General features: G+C 38.7%; 12 protein-coding genes. 8 read left to right on the top strand and 4 right to left on the bottom strand.

The features are described from left to right. Positions 1–1,407, top strand: coding sequence for a dihydrolipoyl dehydrogenase (gene lpdA, locus ACFIKJ_RS00400; protein ID WP_375625538.1), 1,407 nt, complete (start codon positions 1–3; stop codon positions 1,405–1,407). A gap of 1,057 nt (positions 1,408–2,464) precedes the next feature. Here lpdA and ACFIKJ_RS00395 read toward each other — a convergent pair. Together ACFIKJ_RS00395 and ACFIKJ_RS00390 are read right to left on the bottom strand one after the other, a co-directional pair. Continuing rightward, the gene (locus tag ACFIKJ_RS00395; protein ID WP_375653452.1) at positions 2,465–3,703 is read right to left on the bottom strand and encodes a saccharopine dehydrogenase NADP-binding domain-containing protein; all 1,239 of its coding nucleotides are present in this window, start codon (positions 3,701–3,703) and stop codon (positions 2,465–2,467) included. Between the two features lie 53 nt (positions 3,704–3,756). After that, positions 3,757–4,854, bottom strand: a complete 1,098-nt coding sequence (locus ACFIKJ_RS00390) for a carboxynorspermidine decarboxylase (protein ID WP_375626298.1) — start codon at positions 4,852–4,854, stop codon at positions 3,757–3,759. A 167-nt stretch (positions 4,855–5,021) separates the two neighbouring features. Between ACFIKJ_RS00390 and ACFIKJ_RS00385 the strand changes: the two genes are divergently transcribed. The 7 genes from ACFIKJ_RS00385 to mnhG all read left to right on the top strand — a co-directional run bounded on the left by ACFIKJ_RS00385 (position 5,022) and on the right by mnhG (position 11,800). Then, entirely contained in the window at positions 5,022–5,519 is a 498-nt protein-coding gene (locus ACFIKJ_RS00385) for a BA14K family protein (RefSeq protein WP_375625539.1), read from the top strand. Between the two features lie 229 nt (positions 5,520–5,748). After that, complete coding sequence (locus tag ACFIKJ_RS00380) at positions 5,749–8,670, top strand: monovalent cation/H+ antiporter subunit A (protein WP_375626090.1); 2,922 nt, start codon at positions 5,749–5,751, stop codon at positions 8,668–8,670. Then, complete coding sequence (locus ACFIKJ_RS00375) at positions 8,670–9,011, top strand: Na+/H+ antiporter subunit C (RefSeq protein ID WP_375626088.1); 342 nt, start codon at positions 8,670–8,672, stop codon at positions 9,009–9,011. Before ACFIKJ_RS00380 ends, ACFIKJ_RS00375 begins: the two co-directional genes overlap by 1 nt. Then, positions 9,011–10,633 carry a monovalent cation/H+ antiporter subunit D gene (locus ACFIKJ_RS00370; RefSeq protein ID WP_375626086.1) on the top strand — a complete coding sequence of 541 codons (1,623 nt, stop codon included), beginning with the start codon at positions 9,011–9,013 and terminating at the stop codon, positions 10,631–10,633. The genes ACFIKJ_RS00375 and ACFIKJ_RS00370 overlap by 1 nt, the downstream gene beginning before the upstream one ends. After that, complete coding sequence (locus tag ACFIKJ_RS00365; RefSeq protein ID WP_375626084.1) at positions 10,630–11,115, top strand: Na+/H+ antiporter subunit E; 486 nt, start codon at positions 10,630–10,632, stop codon at positions 11,113–11,115. The genes ACFIKJ_RS00370 and ACFIKJ_RS00365 overlap by 4 nt, the downstream gene beginning before the upstream one ends. Beyond that, positions 11,112–11,393 (top strand): K+/H+ antiporter subunit F, encoded by a 282-nt coding sequence (locus ACFIKJ_RS00360; protein WP_375625542.1) that lies wholly within the window; start codon positions 11,112–11,114, stop codon positions 11,391–11,393. Before ACFIKJ_RS00365 ends, ACFIKJ_RS00360 begins: the two co-directional genes overlap by 4 nt. Next, complete coding sequence (mnhG, locus tag ACFIKJ_RS00355; protein ID WP_375626082.1) at positions 11,390–11,800, top strand: monovalent cation/H(+) antiporter subunit G; 411 nt, start codon at positions 11,390–11,392, stop codon at positions 11,798–11,800. Before ACFIKJ_RS00360 ends, mnhG begins: the two co-directional genes overlap by 4 nt. Positions 11,801–11,816: 16 nt before the next feature. Here mnhG and ACFIKJ_RS00350 read toward each other — a convergent pair whose 3' ends face one another. Both ACFIKJ_RS00350 and ACFIKJ_RS00345 read right to left on the bottom strand, forming a co-directional pair. Continuing rightward, positions 11,817–12,209 carry an MliC family protein gene (locus ACFIKJ_RS00350; protein ID WP_375626080.1) on the bottom strand — a complete coding sequence of 131 codons (393 nt, stop codon included), beginning with the start codon at positions 12,207–12,209 and terminating at the stop codon, positions 11,817–11,819. A gap of 17 nt (positions 12,210–12,226) precedes the next feature. Next, positions 12,227–12,622: an MliC family protein gene (locus ACFIKJ_RS00345; RefSeq protein ID WP_375626078.1), complete on the bottom strand. Its 396-nt coding sequence runs from the start codon at positions 12,620–12,622 to the stop codon at positions 12,227–12,229. Positions 12,623–12,891: the final 269 nt, after the last annotated feature.

Here is a 12,891-nt window from a genome sequence, read left to right as displayed (position 1 = left end):
ATGTCTTATGATGTGGCTGTGATCGGAGCAGGTCCAGGAGGTTATGTAGCAGCAATAAAGGCTGCACAACTGGGGCTTAAAGTAGCGATTATTGAAAAGCGTACAACATTAGGAGGAACATGTCTCAATGTTGGTTGTATTCCTTCTAAAGCATTGTTGCATGCTTCAGAAGTGTTTTCTGAAACCCAGCATGGTTTTGAAACGCTTGGTATTTCTATTGGTAAATCTAAGCTTAATCTTGAACAAATGATGGTTCATAAGAAAGCTGTGGTGACAGCCAATACAAGTGGTGTTTCTTTTTTGATGAAAAAAAATAAAGTTGATACTTTTTTTGGGACAGCCAAAATTTTGAGTGCGGGTCATGTGGAGGTTGTTGCCAGAGATGGTAATAAACAAACAATTGAAACAAAAAATATTATTATTGCTACCGGTTCAGAGAGTTCAGGCATTCCAGGGGTGAATGTTGAAATTGATGAAAAGACTATTGTTTCTTCTACGGGAGCTCTTTCACTTGAAAAAGTACCAGAGCATATGATTGTAGTGGGTGCTGGTGTTATTGGTTCAGAACTTGGATCAGTTTGGAGCCGTTTAGGTGCTAAAGTTACCATTATTGAGTATCTTAATAAAATTTTGGGCTCAATGGATGGTGAAGTTTCACGGCAATTTCAGAAATTAATGGAAAAACAGGGGATAGAATATAAAACGGGAACAAAAGTAACAGCTGTTACACAATCCGGCTCAACTGCTCAGGTGACTTTTGAAGCCGTCAAAGGTGGCGCAGCTGAAACTTTAGAGGCTGATGTTGTGCTTATTGCTACTGGACGTTCTCCGTATACGGAGGGGCTTGGCTTACAAGAGGCTGGTGTTCAGTTAGATGAACGCGGATTTATTGCAATTGATGCTCATTGGCAGACGAATGTTCCAGGAATTTATGCGATTGGTGATGTCGTAAAAGGGCCAATGTTAGCGCATAAAGCAGAGGAAGAAGGCGTTGCTGTGGCAGAAATTTTGGCAGGTCAAAAAGGGCATGTTAATTTTGATGTCATTCCTAGTGTTGTTTATACGCAGCCGGAAATTGCGAGTGTAGGAAGGACAGAAGAAGAGCTAAAAACTGCTGGTATTGAATATAATGTTGGCAAATTTCCTTTTATGGCTAATGGTCGTGCACGTGCAATGCAAAAGAGTGATGGGTTCGTTAAAATCCTTTCTGATAAAAAAACAGATCGGGTATTAGGGGGGCATATTCTTGGATTTGGTGCTGGTGAAATGATCCATGAAATTGCAGTTTTAATGGAATTTGGTGGTTCATCAGAAGATCTGGGGCGTTGTTGCCACGCACATCCTACTTTATCAGAAGCCGTGCGTGAGGCAGCTTTGGCAACATTTGCTAAACCACTTCATATTTAAAAAGCTTTTAAAAAGTACATTTTAAAAGGCATAGGAGGCAGAAAATATTTGTGAAGCATACAACAACATTTTAAAACTTTAAAAAGGAATACAACCAATTATATTGAAATATTCCGTTTGTTGTATGCTTTTCGATAATTACTGTTTTAAAATTCAGTTGTGTAGTTTTTATTGATTATCCTGTTGTGCATTATCGTTTAGAGCGGTGGTGTTTGTTTGGTTTATGTAAAGTTTTACATATGGGGTGGTTTTTTATACTATTATAAAATATTTAGGATAGGGTTCTGAGCCTATTTGCGTGCTTTGTTTTAAGAACACATCTCTCAAAATGCGCAAACCTACTTCACGATGGTGCTCGTGAATGGTATAGCTGTAAAGTTCCTCTTGAAATATATAAAATTCATTCAAATTGTTATAATACCTATTTGTGCATCATCATCTTTATGTTTAGTAAACGTATACGCTGACGTTATAATGCACTTTTTCAGTTCTCAATATTGCTAAAGCTCTTTATTATTTGAGAGTTTTTATAAGAGAATATTACAGTTTTCAGCGTTATTAATCAAGTTGAAAATGATATTTATTGTTATAAATCAATGTTTTATATATGAAAATGAATCATGTGAAGAGGGAAGCCAAGAGGAATTCGCTCAAAGAAATTTAATTGTTTAATGATTGGAGTGGGTTAAGGATCTTTGTCATTTAAGATAAAGAGGGGAGGGATTGAATATTCTACAAAATACCACCCTTTTTTAAAAGAGCGGTATTTTTATTATCTTTGTTTATGACACTATCTTTTTGATGATAATGACAAGTTATACAGTGTGATTAAATTAGTTTTTGCTTCTCTGTTTTTCTTGATCATTGCTTGTTATGTCTTAGAAAGATGATATGTCTCTTCTTTAAGGTTGTTAAGAAATCGTAATGTTGCCAAAATATAACGAATAGCTAAAATTTTTTTGAAAACCATAATTACATGAGAATATTAAGTTTGTTTTCATTGGGCAGTTTTCTGATAACTTAAAAAATCAAGCATATGCTTTCTATAGGTATAAATTTAAAATTCTAATTTTTTATCCTCTTGTTGTTCTCTTATAAAAGTGGGAAGCCCCATACGATCAAGATATTTAAGGAAAGGGCGGGGTGGTAATTCCTCTACATTGACCATAGTCTTAACATCCCATTCGCCTGTAGCAATGAGAAGGGCTGTAGCAGCGGCTGGTACGCCAGCGGTATAGGAAATGCCTTGTGCTCCAGTTTCATGAAAAGCTTGTTTGTGATCGGCTATATTATAGATAAAAATTTCTCGCAGGTGCCCATCTTTTTCGCCTTTAATAAGATCTCCGATACAGGTTTTTCCTGTGTAGTCTGGGGCGAGAGAGGAAGGGTCGGGTAAGACGGCTTTCACGACTTTCAAGGGCACGACTTCTTGACCTTCTGCTGTTTTAATCGGTTGTTCGGATAAGAGTCCGAGGTTTTTTAGAACCGTAAAAACAGTGATATAACGTTCACCAAATCCCATCCAGAAACGGACATTCTCCACATCGAGATTTTTTGATAATGAATGAATTTCATCATGTCCCGTCATATAGGCTTTTTGTTTTCCAACAACGGGAAGATCCCATTCATGGCTGACTTCAAACATTTTATTGGAAGTCCATTTTTTATTTTGCCATGACCATACTTGTCCTGTAAACTCACGGAAGTTAATTTCTGGATCAAAATTTGTAGCAAACCAACGCCCATGATTTCCGGCATTAATATCAATAATATCAATATCTGTGATTTTATCAAAATAATTATCACGCGCTAATGCTGCGTAAGCATTCACTACACCTGGGTCAAAACCTGCTCCTAAAATAGCGGTTATACCAGCTTTTTCACATTCTTGACGCCGAGGCCATTCATAATTGCCATACCAAGGAGGTGTTTCACAGATTTTCAACGGGTCTTCATGAATCGCTGTATCGATATAAGCGCATTTGGTTTCAATACAAGCTGAAAGAACAGACATATTAAGAAAGGCAGAACCAACATTAATGACAATTTCGCATTTGGTCTTTTGGATGAGCTTTATAGTTTCTTCTACATTCATGGCATTGAGCGAATGGCTTTTGAGAACACCCTGTTCTTTCATTGTGTTTTTTTCTTTAATGGAAGCAATGATGGCTTCACATTTTTTGAGTGTTCGTGAAGCAATGTGAATTTCACCAAAAATATCGTTGTTTTGAGCACATTTGTGTGCAACAACTTGTGCAACACCTCCAGCACCAATAATGAGAACATTTTTTTTCATTGTAGGTTCATCTCCTTTTTAATACTGTTGTATGACGTTTTTATGGTTGATCTTTATGAAAGGCTTTTCTGATAGTCGTTATAGCTGAATTGGCGTTGAAGTGTTAGTGTACCATCGCATTCTTTGAGAACAATAGCAGGCATTGTAACGCCATTAAACCAGTTTTTCTTGACCATTGTATAACCTGCTGCATCCTGAAAAGACAGCCGATCGCCTATTTTAAGAGGTTGTTGAAATTGAAATGTTCCAAAAATATCACCAGCAAGACAAGATTTTCCACAAACCATGATTTCATGGGGACCTTGATTGGGTTCTAATTTGGCATTTTCACGATAAATGAGAAGATCAAGCATATGTGCTTCAATTGAGCTGTCAACGATGGCAAGATTCTTTTCATTATACAATGTGTCAAGAACACTGACTTCTAATGTGGTGCTTTTGGTGATAGCAGCTTCTCCTGGTTCTAGAAAAATAGTAACACCATGGGTTTTAGAAAATTGTTTTAAACGTTTTGCGAAAGATTCTAAAGGATAATTTTCAGCGGTAAAATGGATTCCGCCACCAAGGCTTATCCAGTCAACAGCAGAAAAAAGTTCTGCAAATTTTTCTTCCATGTGATTCAGCATTTGATTAAAAAGATTAAAATCAGCATTTTCGCAATTGTTGTGGATCATTAGGCCATTGATGAGGGGTAGAACTTCTTTTATAGCGCTTTGATTGGTTTCGCCTAAGCGGCTAAAAGGGCGGGAGGGATTGGCAAGATCAAAATTGGATGCGCTGATTCCTGGATTTAACCTCAAACCCCGTTGGATGGTTTTGCTAGCTTTAGAAAAACGTTGAAGTTGTTGGATTGAGTTAAAGATAATTTTGTCTGCATAGCCACAGGCTTCATCAATTTCATGATCGGCCCAAGCAACCGAATAAGCATGTGTTTCTTTGCCAAATTTTTCTCTTCCTAAACGCAGCTCATAAAGGGATGATGATGTGGTTCCATCCATGAACTCAGACATTAAATCAAAAACACTCCATGTGGCAAAACATTTCAAAGCAAGTAAAATTTTAGCTCCAGACATTTCCCGTAAACGAGAAATTGTTTGCATGTTTTTGATGAGTTTCGATTTGTCTATAAGATAGTAGGGGGTTTTTATCATCATTTATTCATTCTTTTTTGAAGGATCTTATTACCAAGATCAACGTTTAGTACAAAGAGTAACAGAATGTCTCAAGAAAAAAGAGTCTTAAGAAAAGAATCTGTTTCTGTCTAGCAAGAGAAAGGCTTTCTGTAATTACTGTTGTTTATTATTTTGAGTTTTGCGTTATGAGTATGAAAAAAAAATTATATTATGCTTTAGCTTTTGTATTGGTTAGCAGTTTTTTCATTATAACAACTACTCTTGTTAATTGGGGGAAAAATAGGAGTTATGCTAAAGCCAAACTGGTTACTCAGACTTCTGTCCAAGATAGTTCGGTGCCTTTGATTTTTACGGGGCGTAGAGAACTTAATGGTTTTAAAGGTTATCGTCATTATCGGCGTGGTTATCGTAAATATAGTGATAATTGGTGGTATCCTGAAGTGGCATTTGTTACATCACGGCACTTAAGCACAAAAGGCGCATCATTAAAAGTTGTACCAGATGCTAAAAAAGTGTTTTTAACGTCTTCTTCGGAAAAATTAGAAAAAAAAGAGCCATGGATGCTTAAACAACATATTGAATCTTGCCGTGCGCGTTATCGCTCTTATAATAAAAATGATAATAGTTTTCAGCCTTTTCACGGGGGGCGTAAACAGTGTTTATCACGCTTTTTTAAAGGATAGAAATTATTAAATAAATTTTTAATTGCTTCTTGTCGTGGGCGTTATTGTTCTTACAATAAAGAGAGAACTTGCGTGGTGCGTAGCATTTTCATGCAAGCGTTTTTTTTGAAAAATTTAAATACTTTTAAGTTTTATTAAATCTTATTATCATTAAGTGTGGAATGGGGGGAGGATATAAGTTTTTGTTTTGTCGATGACAAAATATTAAGGACAGGATGGAGTTGAAAGAATGACAACACGGGAAGCAATGTTGATATTGCTCGTTTTGCTTCCCTTTGGTGGAAGTGCTGTCATTGGCTTTTTTCGCTCGACAGCAAAAAATAATGAAGCATGGTTTGCTGGGATTGTTGCACTTTTCTGTCTTATTTTTACAATAATGCTTTATCCAGAAGTTTGCGAAAACCACATAGTGCGTTTAGATATTTCTTGGCTTCCAGAATGTGGGAGCGATTTGATTCTCCGTATAGATGGTTTGTCGTGGCTTTTTTGCTTGCTCATTACAGGAATTGGGCTGCTTGTTGTCATTTATTCACGTTATTACATGGATCCAGCAGATTCTGTACCGCGATTTTTTTCCTTTTTTTTGGCCTTTATGGGATCAATGACGGGAATAGTCTTATCAGGCAATCTCGTCTTTTTGGTTATTTTTTGGGAACTCACCAGCATTTTTTCTTTTTTGTTGATCGGCTATTGGTACCATAATGCAAGTGCGCGTGAGGGTGCGCGTATGGCTCTAACGATCACAGGTTTTGGCGGTTTTGCTCTTTTTATTGGGGTTTTATTGATTGGGTATATTGTTGGCAGTTTTGATTTGGATAAGGTGCTTCAGTCTGGAGATATGATTCGGTCAAGTTCTCTTTATAGTCCTGTCCTTATTTGTATTTTATTGGGGGGATTAACAAAAAGTGCGCAGTTTCCCTTTCATTTTTGGCTGCCCAATGCGATGGCTGCTCCAACCCCCGTATCGGCTTATTTGCATTCAGCAACCATGGTAAAAGCGGGATTGTTTTTACTTGTTCGTTTATGGCCTGTGCTTTCTGGGACAGAATCTTGGTTTTGGCTAGTTGGCTTTTCAGGACTCTCGACATTGCTTCTTGGTGCTTATTTTTCCATGTTTCAGCAAGACTTGAAAGGACTGCTTGCTTACTCGACTATTAGTCATCTTGGATTGATTACCACGCTTTTAAGCCTTGGTAGTCCACTTGCTTGTGTTGCAGCGATCTTCCATATGGCCAATCATGCTACTTTTAAAGCTTCTTTATTTATGGCTGCTGGTATTATTGATCACGAGACGGGAACACGTGATATGCGTAAATTGTCAGGGCTTTATCGCTCTATGCCTATTACAGCAACTCTCGCTTTAGTTGCAAGTGCAGCGATGGCTGGAGTTCCCTTGTTGAATGGTTTTTTATCGAAAGAGATGTTTTTTGCTGAAGCTGTTGAAACGCATATGGAATCATGGCTCGATTGGATTGCACCTTATGTAGCAACGCTGGCTAGTTTGTTTAGTGTAACCTATTCTATACGCTTTATTCATGGCGTTTTTTTGGGTCCAAAACCTGTCAATTTACCCAAAACTCCCCATGAACCACCGCATTTCATGCGTTTACCAATGGAGCTTTTGGTGTTTATTTGTTTAGCCGTTGGTATTTTTCCTAATTTAACTATAGGACCTATTTTAGATAACGCGGTCGTGTCTGTTTTAGGATCAATGACAATCCCTTATAGTTTAGCCGTTTGGCATGGGTTGAATACTCCATTAGTGATGAGTTTTGTTGCGTTATTAGGAGGCGGATTGCTCTACGCTGTCGGGCACCGTTATTTTTTATCCTGTGATGATGGAGCACCTTTTTTTCGTCACTTAAATGGACCGCGTATTTTTGAACGTATTCTCGTGATTATTTCTTGGAAATGGGCACGTGCGGTGGAATCTATTTTATCAACACGCCGTTTGCAGATACAGTTGCACTGGATTTTTTGGGTGTGTTTTGCATTTGTTGGTCTTTTACTTTGGTGCGATGGTTTCATTTCAGCGGGGGCGTTACCGCTTTTTCCAGTTGATATTCCTTTTCTTGCTCTTTGGTTAGTCGGCGGATTATGTGCGCTTTTAGTTGCTTGGCAAGCAAAGTTTCATCGTCTTGCATCACTCATGTTGTCGGGGGGAGCTGGTTTGATGACTTGTGCAACCTTTTTATGGCTTTCTGCTCCTGATTTAGCAATAACACAATTAGTTGTTGAGGTTGTTACAGTCGTCTTATTATTGCTTGGTTTACGGTGGTTGCCTAAACGTTTGCATAATCCTACACCAACGCCTGTTCGTTTTTTCGTGCGCTTGCGTCGTATCCGTGATTTCATCATAGCCCTTGTGGGAGGTGCTGGTGTAGCATGGCTCTCTTTTGCAGTGATGACACGTCCTCAAGGCACGACGATTTCTGATTTTTTTCTCACCAAGGCTTACTCTGATGCTGGTGGTCGCAATGTTGTGAATGTGTTGTTGGTTGATTTCCGTGGTTTTGATACTATGGGAGAAATTGTCGTTTTGGGTGTTGTTTCTCTCACTGTTTTTGCCCTTTTACGGCGGTTTCGTCCTGCCCCTGAAAGTATTGATGCACCTTTTCAACAACGTGTTCAAAAAGCCTTTGATATGGCACAGCCTAATCGAAATGTGGGAGATACAGTTTTGAATTATTTAGCTGTTCCTGCTGTTATTATGGGTTGGCTCTTTCCGATTATTATCGCTTTTGCTGTTTATTTATTCATGCGAGGGCATGATCTGCCAGGAGGTGGATTTGTTGGTGGTATTACTTTGGCGATAGGATTTATTTTACAATATCTTGCACGCGATATTCGGTGGGTGGAAACGCATTTGAGAGTTTTACCTTTGCGTTGGATGGGCTTTGGCTTATTGTTGTCAGTCGTAACGGGGATGGGCTCTTGGTTTTTTGGATATCCTTTTTTAACATCCTTTTTTCGATATATTCATTTTCCGTTAATTGGAAAAGTTCCCATGGCATCTGCTTTTTTGTTTGATTTTGGTGTGCTTTCTCTTGTGTTAGGAGCAACTGTTCTCATTTTAATTGCACTTGCACACCAGTCAATTCGGAGTTACCGAATCGGGAAGAAACCTGTTTTGAAAGAGAAGGAAAATTAATGGAAATTGTTCTTTCTTTAGGTATTGGTATTCTTGTTGGATCAGGAATTTGGCTTATTTTACGTCCACGCACTTTTCAAGTCATTCTTGGTTTGTCTTTGATTTCCTATGGTGTCAATCTTTTTATGTTTTCAATGAGTAGACCGCGTAGTAATGCTGCGCCAATTGTTGATCCTACTGCTGTTATTAATCCAGCTAATTATGTCGATCCTCTCCCTCAAGCTTTAGTTTTAACTGCGATTGTGATTGGTTTTGCAACGACAGCTTTATTTTTAGTTATTCTCTTGGTTTCACGCGGTTTAACGGGTTCAGATCACGTTGATGGACGTGAGGTGCAGTGATGGAAGTAGGGGTGCATCATCTCCTTATTTTGCCTATTCTTTTGCCGTTAATCACTGGAGCTGCTCTACTTTTCTATGATGAACGGCGTTCGAAATTTAAATCATTGATTAGTCTTTTTTCGGCGGGATTGTCGGTCGTTATTGCTGTTTTATTAATTATACGTACTCTTGAAATAGCGCCGGCTTGTGATGTTTATCGGCTTGGCAATTGGCCCTCTTCCTTCGGAATTGTTTTGGTCCTTGATCGTTTAAGCGCCATGATGCTTTTACTTTCAAGCTTGTTGGTGACTAGCGTACTGGTTTTTGCGCGGGCTTATTGGTACAAAGCGGGTTCTCATTTTCAGTCACTGATGCAATTTTTTATGGTGGGGATAAATGGCGCTTTTTTGACCGGTGATTTATTTAATTTATTTGTATTTTTTGAAGTTATGTTAACGGCTTCCTATGGGCTTGCTTTGCATGGTTCTGGTCAGGCACGCGTACGCGCAGGGTTGCATTATGTCGTGGTTAATCTTGTTGCTTCATTACTTTTTTTAGTTGGTACAGCACTCATTTATGGAGTCGCTGGTACTCTTAATATGGCCGATTTGGCTGTTAAAATAAAATATATATCTTCTACAGATATTGTTTTGTTCGAAATAGGTGTTGCACTTCTAGGTATTGCTTTTTTGCTTAAGGCTGGTATGTGGCCGCTTAATTTTTGGTTGGTGCCAACTTATAGTGCAGCAGTAGCGCCTGTTGGAGCTTCTTTTGCGCTTTTGAGCAAGGTGGGTATTTATATTATTTTACGTTTAACGCTGCTGTGGTTTGGTCCTGAAAGTGAATATTTTAACCATTTTGGTCATACCGTTTTGTTTTATGGTGGGTTGGCCACTATGATTTTTGGTTTTATTGGGGTATTGGCGAGTCAAGTTTTAGTGCGTTTGGTAGCTTATAGTGTTCTTGTCTCTTCTGGTACATTGTTGGCAGCAATAGGGATCGGCAATGCAGCACTGACAGCAGGTGCTCTTTTTTATATTGTTTCTTCAACTTTAGCACTGGGAGCTTTTTTTCTTTTGGTAGAGTTGGTTGAACGCTGTCAAGATGTGGCTGCTAATGTTCTGGCTGTCACAATGGAGGTTTATGGTGATGATGAAGAGGAGGAAGAAGATGAAGTTGGCACATATTTCCCTGTAACCTTGGCAATTCTTGGGGCTTGTTTTGGTATTTGTGCCATTTTGATTATTGGATTGCCACCTTTTTCTGGTTTTGTTGCTAAACTTATGATGTTCATGGCAGTTTTAAACCATAGTAGAGAGGATTTTTTTGCCTCTCTTCCGGTTTATCACGATTGGCTTTTTGTGGTTTTTGTTACCCTCTCTGGTTTTGCAGCTTTGATTGCACTGACACGAACGGGGATTCGAACTTTTTGGGTTTCTCTTGAAGGTCGCGTTCCCCGTGTGCAGGTGATAGAATTTGCACCTATTGCTGTTCTTCTTGCTTTGTGTTTTCTTATAACAATTGTAGCCGGTCCTGTTAGTCATTATATGTCTGAAACTGCTAAGACTTTGTATGAACCTCAGAATTATATTGGGAGCGTTTTAACGGATTTTTCTCTCGAAAAGAGGGAGATGAATAAATGAATCGTTTTTGTCCTTCTCCTTTTTTCAGTGGTGTCATTGTCCTTATGTGGCTTATTTTAAATGGTTTTAGTTTAGGGCAATTGCTTTTAGCCATTATAACCGCTTTGTTTTGTGGTTGGATGATACGGCTCCTTGAACCGGAGAAGGTTGCTATTAAAAGTTGGAGTGCGGTTTTTCGTCTTATTTTTCGAGTCTTAATAGATTCTATATCCTCAAATATCTCGGTCGCTTGGTTTGTTTTAACAAAAAGGTCTCGAAAACAGCGATCTGGCTTTATTGTAGTGCCTCTTCTGCTTCATAATCGCACTGCTTTGGCTATTTTAGCGTGCATCCTTTCGGCAACTCCTGGAACGGCTTGGGTTGCCTATAATAGTAAAAAGGGTGAGCTTTTGCTCCATGTCTTAAATTTAAAAAAAGGATATAATTATCAACGATTGATAAAACAACGGTATGAGCAATTACTTTTGGAGATTTTCTTATGAGTATGGTGATCCTTTATTGGGGGCTTTTCTTTTCACAGTTTTTTTTAAGTTTGGCGGTGATCTTCGCATTGTTTCGGTTGATTCGTGGTCCACGGGCACAGGATAGAATTGTTGGTTTGGATGCTCTTTATATAACCACTGTTCTTTTGTTTCTTACATTCGATATCCGTTCAGGAACAACCATTTATTTTGTTGCTGCTCTCATTATTGGGTTGTTGGGGTGTGTATCAAGCATCGCTTTAGCGAAGTTTCTTATGCGGGGGGAGATTATTGAATGAAAGATGACGTATCGCTTGTGGTGGCTATTGCTATCACGGTTTTCTTAATATTAGGGTCTGGATTGACACTGATCGCAACGATAGGTTTGGTGCGTTTTTCCAGTTTTTATCAGCGTTTGCATATGCTTTCAGTATGTACGAGTTGGGGCGTTGGTAGCATTCTTATTTCTTCATTTCTTTATTCAATATTTGTGGACCATTATTTTGTTTTTCATGAAGTGTTGCTGATGTTTTTTTTGTTTTTAACAGCACCGGTAGCTTCTATGTTGCTCTCACATACAGCAGCTTATCGACATCATTCAGAAGAACAGTCAGAAAAACCGCTGGCTCTTTTATTAAACCAGACGGAGGAAAAGTTACCCACGTCAGAAGGAACATCAAGCGATGAGAGCCAGCGCGGTTCTTGAAATGTAAGAACCTTCCTTATTCTATGCTTTTTTCTTCTACACAGTGGATGGGCTTTTCTTCTTTTGGATCATCAATAAGATCGTAAAATATGGCTTCATTTTTAGTTATCCACCAAATGTATTGACCACCTACATATTTTCCTCCAGAAGCGGCAATTACATTAGAACCAATGATGCGCTTACCGTTCCATTTTAAATCAACAAGCGCAATATTGCCAGCATTATGATAAGTTGCCTCAACATGCTCTTTGCTTGTTCCCATATCGCATTGATAGGAGACGGTCTCTGTTGTTGGTTCTGGATCATCTGGTACTTCAATGACTAAAGAACTTGCTAATGCATTAATTGAACCTAGGAGGAACACACTTAAAGTAATGAAAAATTGTTTAGTAAAAGAAATTTTTTTCATAATATTTCCCGTGTTATTTAAAATAATAATGTTGACTCATCTTTACAGAGGATAGGTTTTTTTTCTTCTGGATCCTGAGAAAGGTCATAAAGCATGACTTCTTTGTTCTTCTCCCACCAGATATACTGAGCTCCTGCAAATTTTGCTCCTGTCGCCGCGATGACATTAGCAGCAATGACACGATCACCGTTCCATTTGAAATCAACCAACGAAATATTGTCAGCATTAAGATAGACTGCCTCAACGCGCTCTTTACCTGTTCCAGTATCACACTGGTAGGTAATGGTCTCTGTTTTTGGCTCTGGATTGTCTGGTACCTCAATGATAAAAGAACCAGCTAAGCTATTGTTTGAGCTGAAGATTGATAAACTTAAAGCGGTGAAAAATCCTAAAATATGTAAAGTTTTTTTCATGATGCTTCCCTATATTCCTATATTGCGCACAAAGAATAATTTGATTGATACGATGGTGTCTACGGCAGGATTCGAACCTGCGACCCCAGGATTCATACCACTTCGATTTTCACCGCCAGCTTTTCACGGCTGTTTGTGGTCTGGACTGTCTCTTCACCTTGAAGCTTTTGCTCTTTAGGTGCTGCCCGTTCAGTCTCTACACCTTTCTCTCATTTGAAGAGAGACTTGGCTCGGGATTGGCATATAGTCTCCCATGAAGCTTTCCCCGA

The sequence above is a fragment of the Bartonella sp. PS7NMGDW genome (genome assembly GCF_042193585.1).
GTDB classification, from domain to species: domain Bacteria; phylum Pseudomonadota; class Alphaproteobacteria; order Rhizobiales; family Rhizobiaceae; genus Bartonella; species Bartonella grahamii.
The sequence above is the reverse complement of the archived record's forward strand: the minus strand, read 5'-3'. Positions and strand labels throughout refer to the sequence as shown.

Excerpts from the sequence above, each read along its gene's own strand:
- lpdA (WP_375625538.1), top strand. The coding sequence starts at position 1 with ATGTCTTATGATGTGGCTGTGATCGGAGCAGGTCCAGGAGGTTATGTA.
- ACFIKJ_RS00395 (WP_375653452.1), bottom strand. The coding sequence starts at position 3,703 with ATGAAAAAAAATGTTCTCATTATTGGTGCTGGAGGTGTTGCACAAGTT.
- ACFIKJ_RS00390 (WP_375626298.1), bottom strand. The coding sequence starts at position 4,854 with ATGATAAAAACCCCCTACTATCTTATAGACAAATCGAAACTCATCAAA.
- ACFIKJ_RS00385 (WP_375625539.1), top strand. The coding sequence starts at position 5,022 with ATGAGTATGAAAAAAAAATTATATTATGCTTTAGCTTTTGTATTGGTT.
- ACFIKJ_RS00380 (WP_375626090.1), top strand. The coding sequence starts at position 5,749 with ATGACAACACGGGAAGCAATGTTGATATTGCTCGTTTTGCTTCCCTTT.
- ACFIKJ_RS00375 (WP_375626088.1), top strand. The coding sequence starts at position 8,670 with ATGGAAATTGTTCTTTCTTTAGGTATTGGTATTCTTGTTGGATCAGGA.
- ACFIKJ_RS00370 (WP_375626086.1), top strand. The coding sequence starts at position 9,011 with ATGGAAGTAGGGGTGCATCATCTCCTTATTTTGCCTATTCTTTTGCCG.
- ACFIKJ_RS00365 (WP_375626084.1), top strand. The coding sequence starts at position 10,630 with ATGAATCGTTTTTGTCCTTCTCCTTTTTTCAGTGGTGTCATTGTCCTT.
- ACFIKJ_RS00360 (WP_375625542.1), top strand. The coding sequence starts at position 11,112 with ATGAGTATGGTGATCCTTTATTGGGGGCTTTTCTTTTCACAGTTTTTT.
- mnhG (WP_375626082.1), top strand. The coding sequence starts at position 11,390 with ATGAAAGATGACGTATCGCTTGTGGTGGCTATTGCTATCACGGTTTTC.
- ACFIKJ_RS00350 (WP_375626080.1), bottom strand. The coding sequence starts at position 12,209 with ATGAAAAAAATTTCTTTTACTAAACAATTTTTCATTACTTTAAGTGTG.
- ACFIKJ_RS00345 (WP_375626078.1), bottom strand. The coding sequence starts at position 12,622 with ATGAAAAAAACTTTACATATTTTAGGATTTTTCACCGCTTTAAGTTTA.